The sequence below is a fragment of the Runella sp. genome (genome assembly GCF_027484545.1).
Classification (GTDB): domain Bacteria; phylum Bacteroidota; class Bacteroidia; order Cytophagales; family Spirosomataceae; genus Runella.
In genome coordinates this window covers 1-4,392 of the sequence record NZ_JAIXST010000351.1, presented here as the reverse complement: position 1 = coordinate 4,392, position 4,392 = coordinate 1, and the positions used below count along the sequence as shown (strand labels likewise).

The following is a 4,392-nucleotide window of genomic DNA, read 5'->3' as shown; positions in this document are numbered from 1 at the left end:
AGGTTAGAAAAGTAAGAATCAATGGCAATTGGGTGCTTGAGCCCATAACCAACCAAACCCAAAAACTACTCTCTAAACTCCAAGTAGCTATTACGTAATTTCTTGGCGGAGTTAGGGTTCAAAAGTAGGCGACACGTTCCAATCTGAAAATACAGTGTCATTGAACCGTATTTTCAAATTCTTAAACCGTCTGTTTTGGTAATTGAATCGTAAAAAACAAATCAAAAGAGATAGAGAATATTAGGAGTGGTTTTTTAGCCACGCGTCCAGTAAAGGAATGCATCTTAAATTGGCTGCGTGCTGATAACTTTTCAGGCGAGTATCCAACGCCTTCCTCAGTTTGCGAACGGCAGGTACGTAATCAACGCCAAAGTCCTTGAATTTTTCCAGTGTTTGTAATACCGATTCTGTTTCAGTATAAAATTGACCTTCGTGAAATGTATGGGTACGTTCCATACCGTCCTTAAATTTTTCGGCCATCATCAAAATTCCCGTTTTGATGGACTCGGCAAAAAGCTGTCTGTTTTCTACATCATTGTCAGCCAGAAAACGAAAAATCTCGTCTGCCCAAGGGGTTTGTAAGCGGTCTACGAGATATTCCTGCCATTGCGGGTTGGATTTGATTTTAGCAAGGGCTGCTTCCCGCACTGCTTTATCTTGGTATTTGGTGGTAAAAACCAGAATCAGGACCATTTCGGTCTTGGGGTTATTCCGTTCAATTTGGGCTAAAAACTCCTGTCTTCGAGTATCGTCGTACGCTTTTCTTGCAGTGGCTTGTTGAGCCAAGTTGCCGGGGATACGCACGAGCCATTCTCCCACCATCAACACACAGCATAAAATGCTCACCGATATAATAGCCTTGAACGGCCACTGCCAGACAGCGCTCGGCACATACGTCTGTAATGAAGGGTTCAGCAACATAAATCCGCCTACTAAAACGGGCGGCATCAGCCAGACAATGGTATATTTTCCGAGAAATTTAACAATCCAAGGGGCACCGCCTTCTCCCATAGCGGTGTAAAAAGCCATCACCAGCAGTGATACTATCCCGGCAACAACCAACGAGTTTCGAAGGGAAGGAATAGCCGAAACCCATTCAAAATCACCTTTTAGAAAAATGATGCCTGTAGTAATGATGAGCCCAACGACCAATCCTATAAATAAAAAGAAAAGGGCGAACGCGTGCCCCACGCCCGCGTCGCCGCCGGGAGTAGGTTTTCCTGCCATGGAGGCAAGACCAAAGTAACAAAGAGCGGTAATGATGAGGGCTAAATTGCCTATGATGTTCATTGATTCAGGCTGTTTATGAGAAATTTTTCAAAGGTATTTCTGAATCTATTTCTCTCCCAAATGCATTGAGCAAACCGCTTTTTCAGGATTCTAAGGCGTTGGATTTGTGTTTTGAGGCGTTTTAGGAAACAAAAAAAGTCGGCTGCTCTTAGCAACCGACTCAACATAAACCTGTAACCAGAAAACGTAAAAATCGTAAACTATTTCAACCCACCCACCATGTCTTCAGGACGAACCCATTCGTCAAACTGCTCTGACGTCATGTGCGTGAAGTCCAAGCCTTTCAATTCAAATTCTAAGGAAGCCTGTTTGAGCGTGATGCCGCGTTTGTGAGCGTCCTGTGCAATGGCAGCGGCGTTGTAATACCCGATTTTGGGGTTCAACGCCGTTACTAACATCAATGAATTGTGAACGTGCTTACGGATATTTTCAGTCAATGGCTCGATACCCACGGCACATTTGTCATTGAACGCCACGCAGACATCCCCGATCAAACGGGCCGAGTGCAGGAAGTTATAGATCATTACCGGCTTGAACACGTTCAACTCAAAGTGACCGTTTGAACCGCCAATGTTAATAGCTACGTCATTACCCATTACCTGACAGGCCACCATTGTCATGGCTTCGCACTGTGTAGGGTTTACTTTGCCGGGCATGATAGAGCTGCCCGGTTCGTTGTCAGGAATGTGAATTTCACCAATACCCGCACGAGGGCCTGATGACAACATCCGAACGTCATTGGCAATTTTCATCAAACTCACAGCGACGGTTTTCAACGCACCGTGAGATTCAACAATAGCATCGTGAGCGGCAAGGGCTTCAAATTTGTTTTCAGCCGTAATGAAAGGAAGACCTGTCAAAGCGGCAATGTGACCGGCTACATTTTCCGAATAACCTTTGGGGGTATTGATTCCCGTACCTACAGCCGTACCGCCCAACGCCAATTCTGACAAATGCGCCAAGGTATTTTTAATGGCGCGAAGTCCGTGATTCAATTGTGATACATAGCCCGAAAATTCCTGACCGAGCGTCAGCGGAGTAGCGTCCATGAAGTGGGTGCGACCGATTTTTACCACATCCTTGAAGGCTTCCGACTTGGCTTGGAGTGTGTCACGGAGTTTTTCGATGCCCGGAATGGTTATTTTGCTCAAAATCTGATACGCCGCAATGTGCATTGCCGTTGGGAACGTATCGTTCGATGATTGCGATTTGTTGACGTCGTCGTTGGGATTCAAAAATTTCTTTTCATCCAACAATGACCCACCGTTGATAACGTGGGCGCGGTAGGCGATCACTTCGTTGCAGTTCATATTTGACTGGGTTCCTGAACCTGTTTGCCAAACCACCAACGGAAATTGGTCGTTGAGTTTGCCGTCCAAAATTTCGTCACATACCTGAGCAATCAGGTTTTTCTTGTCTTCGGGAAGGATGCCTGCCTCAAAATTGGTGATGGCAGCGGCTTTTTTCAGGTATGCAAACGCCCGAATGATTTCCTTGGGCATTTTATTAATGTCTTGAGCAATCGGGAAATTCATAATAGAGCGCTGGGTTTGTGCGCCCCAATACACGTGAGCTGGTACTTCTACCTTGCCCATGGTGTCTTTTTCGATACGGTATTCCATTATTTTGATTGATTGAGTGATTCGCCGCCGCGATTAGTGAATTCTTAATAATAATCATAACGCCAATTTAAGGCTTCTTCAGAAATAAAATCCGGGATTTTAATATGCGTCGGCAGATTTGCATAACTAATACTTTGTTGTAAAGCTTCTGAATATTCTATGTGTCCATCGGGTCTTATTCGTATATTTTTTGTGTCATAAAGTATATGAATATCCGACCTAAAACAAAATCCATTTTCATAGACATCGTTACCTTTGTTTTCTACAGGGATAATATGACAGGCTTCTAAAACAATACCTAATTTTTCGCCTGTCAGCAGACAGGTATAATCAAATTTGGAGAGTACCTGTTTACGAAAATTAGCCTGTTGAGGTCTTGCTAATACCCTTGTCATTACTTTTTGCCTTTCAATGTCAACTATTACCGGATTGCGTCTAAGCTCTTTTACTACATTTCCAACTTCGATGTTTAAAGAGGGTATTCTACTGATTTCATCAATTTCATAAATGAAATCTTTTCGTAAACTATACTTTTCATCCGCAATACTTTTTCTGCCGGATTGAATTCTGTCACAAAACCCATAGTGGGATAGAAAAAGTAAAAACTCGCGTACCATTCTTTTGTCATTTGCCAGGGTTGCACAGTTAGGGAAGGTATCAACATCCAAACTGCCATTTCTATAGGCTTGAATCGCAATCACGTATTCCTCTAATGTTGCGTTATCACCAGCGTAGGGAATAACTATTTTCTGTAATTCAAACGGGGTTAGATAACTGTTCTTTTCACCAAAATTTTCGTAATAGTGCTTTAATGATTTGCAAAATCAGCTCTAAAGGTTTGATTCTGAGTTTATTTGACTCCCAAGTTTCGATTTCGTTTTTCGGCTCAATATGCTCATTGGGTAAGCTAAGGGTCTTAATAACTGAAATAGCAAACTCGTTTTGAGTGATTTTACCTTCAGCTAATTTGTTGCCAAAAGAGGTAAGTTGAAATTTTCTGCTTTTGGGTTCTAACAAGCCTAATGCTTTCCAATACCGATCAGAGTTACGAAATAAATTACGCTTACCTTCCCGTGCCAAAGTTATAGCTTCGCCAGTAAGTTGATTTGTTTCCAGTTCAACTTTACGTAAATCTTCATGGATATCAGTGGTGCTTTTAGGCTTTCCCTGATGCTTGTAGATAGCTCTCACTATACCCATGAATCTTACTGGGTTATTTAAGCCTTCAGTTGGAGTATATTCAGCCCAACGCCATTTGTAATTCGGAAAAGGTTTGCTCGGAATTCTCATACATATCTAATGGAAATAGTTTAGCAACTGCTTCGGCTAATCTTGGTGGTACTGCATTTGCTACTTGTCTATAAATAGAGGGCAGGATTCAAGTTACAAATGCAACTTCTTGATGGTTAGTTAATTGATTAAAAATTTGATTTGGTGTTTGAAAATCATGTCTTTTTCTTGGCCTGTTATTAAGTTCATT

4 protein-coding genes are annotated in these 4,392 nt (G+C 42.3%); all 4 read right to left on the bottom strand.

Annotated elements, in window-relative coordinates; all coding sequences use genetic code 11:
- Positions 1-240: 240 nt before the first annotated feature.
- A complete protein-coding gene (locus Q0081_RS31415) occupies positions 241-1,290 on the bottom strand; it encodes a hypothetical protein (RefSeq protein ID WP_298363026.1) in 1,050 nt (349 codons plus the stop codon).
- 200 nt (positions 1,291-1,490) lie between these two features.
- Positions 1,491-2,912 carry a class II fumarate hydratase gene (fumC, locus tag Q0081_RS31410; RefSeq protein WP_298363024.1) on the bottom strand — a complete coding sequence of 474 codons (1,422 nt, stop codon included), beginning with the start codon at positions 2,910-2,912 and terminating at the stop codon, positions 1,491-1,493.
- Positions 2,913-2,956: 44 nt separating this feature from the next.
- A complete protein-coding gene (locus tag Q0081_RS31405) occupies positions 2,957-3,613 on the bottom strand; it encodes an HNH endonuclease signature motif containing protein (protein WP_298363023.1) in 657 nt (218 codons plus the stop codon).
- A gap of 82 nt (positions 3,614-3,695) precedes the next feature.
- Positions 3,696-4,112 carry a hypothetical protein gene (locus Q0081_RS31400; RefSeq protein WP_298363021.1) on the bottom strand — a complete coding sequence of 139 codons (417 nt, stop codon included), beginning with the start codon at positions 4,110-4,112 and terminating at the stop codon, positions 3,696-3,698.
- Positions 4,113-4,392 lie beyond the last annotated feature (280 nt).